The sequence below is a fragment of the Lysobacter xanthus genome, from assembly GCF_047159895.1.
On the sequence record NZ_BAAGAB020000143.1, the window covers coordinates 1 to 1,831 of the forward strand.

The 1,831-nt window shown below is 74.7% G+C and carries 2 protein-coding genes; one reads left to right on the plus strand and one right to left on the minus strand.

Translation table 11 applies throughout. The annotated features are described in order from the left end of the window. Positions 1–1,561, minus strand: a 1,561-nt coding sequence (locus tag ACY35P_RS15520; protein WP_462116736.1) for a hypothetical protein, incomplete at its 3' end; no start/stop codon positions are given. Between the two features lie 33 nt (positions 1,562–1,594). Here ACY35P_RS15520 and ACY35P_RS15525 point away from each other — a divergent pair. Then, on the plus strand, positions 1,595–1,831 hold a 237-nt coding region (locus ACY35P_RS15525; protein WP_462116737.1), incomplete at its 3' end, for a response regulator.

A 1,831-nucleotide genomic window follows, 5' to 3' on the forward strand; every position in this document is an offset into this window, starting at 1 on the left:
GGTCGAGGTCGTCGAAGGCGATGTCGGCGCTGAGCGTGGGCGCGACGCCGAACGGGCGCTCCATCGCCAGTGCCGAGACGTCGAGGCGCCCACCGAAGACCGCCATGCCGAGGCCGCCGTCGAAGACGAGCCGCTGCGCCTCGTAATGCGCCGACGGGATGCGACCGCTCAGTCGTCCGGTGAACGCCGGCAGGCCGAGCGCCGCGGCCAGCTGGCCGACGTCGACGTCGCTGACGTCGAGCCCGAAATCCGCGCGAGTGCCCGCGGCCGCCGTGGCCGGCTGCACGGCGAGGTGGTCGAAATGCAGGCGCCCGCCGAGCATGGGCACGTCCACCGGCTCGGCGAACGCGAGGCGGCCGGCGCCGCTCTCCAGCGGGAGCCGCGCCGCACCGAAGGCGAGCCCGTAGGCATGCGCCGACGTCCACCGCAGGGCACTGCGCACGGGTGCTCCGGCGGAGTAGCGGGCATCGCCTTCGAGCCCGGCGACGGCGAACCGGCCCTTCGGGTCCTCGAGGTCGACTCCGCCGAGCGTCGCATCGACGACCTGCAAGGCACCGTTCGCGACCTCCACGTGGCCGGACGCCGGGCCGCGCATCGCGAGGTCGCCGAGCCCGGCCGCGCCCAGCCAACCCGACAGATAGGGCTCGCGCAGCTTGCCGATGTCGTCGCTGCGCACGTCGGCACGCAAGGACCGCAGCGCGGCATCGGGTCCGAAGGCGAGCGCGCCGCTCGCGTTCAGCGCGCCGTCGTCGCGCCATTCAAATTTCGGAATGCGCCAGCAGCAGCTGCCGGACTGCTCGGCATCGAGCGCGATGTCGACGCTGCGCCCGGCGAGTGCGAGATACGCGGTGCCGAACAGCGCTTCGCCGCCGCCGATGCGTCCGCGCAGGCCGACGCGATCGGTCTCGCCGAAGCGAAGGTCGAGGTCGAGGTGCGCAGCCATGTTCTCGGCCGCGATGCGCCCGTCCGGCGTGTCGAAGCCGACGCCGCGAAGGTCGAGCGGACCGGTGATTCGGACGTCGCCACCGGGCGCCGTCACCGCGAGTCGGGCATCGCCCTCGCCGGCCTTGAGCTGCGCCTCCGGCCACGCCGTTGCGAGCAGGCCGCGCATCCAGGCGAGCGGGATCGCCGTGAGGTCGACGCGGGTGAGGTCGGGCCCATCGTCGCCGCGATGCAGGCGGATGCTCCGCGCGCCGCTGCGCAGCGTCGCGTCGAGGCCACGCTCGTCGAACGCGACCGCGAGCTGCTGGACGCCGCGCGCCGTCCGCACGGGCCCCTCGCAACGCCAGCGCGCCCAACCGTCGCGGCGCAGCACGCAGCGCCAGTCGACGTCCGCGAAGCGCTGCGCAAGCGCGGGGGCATCGACGCGGCGCGCGCGCAGGCGCATCGCGCCCTGTCGCGCGGCCGCTGGCCAGTCGAGATCGACCCGCACGTCGGCCATGGTGCCCACGGGCGTGACCACGCGGCCGATGCGCGCCTGGGCGGACCGCGCGTGCGCGGGCAGCGTCGCGAGCACGAGGCCCGCGAGCAGCACCGCCCGCATCGCGCGTAGGATGGTCATACCCCGAGGATACCGACAGGACGCCGACCTCCGATGACGGACCATCGACCCCTCCGCGCGCTGCTCGTCGAAGACGATCCGGTCAGCCGCGCCTGGCTACAGGCCGCGCTCGAGCGTGTTCCCGTGGACGTCGACGCCGCGGCCGACTGCGCCGCCGCGCGCGATCTCGCCGACCGCAACGCCTACGACCTGCTCGTCGTCGACGCCAACCTGCCCGACGGCCGCGGCGACGACTGGCTCCGCGCGCGGCGTGCGCTGGGCGATGCCACG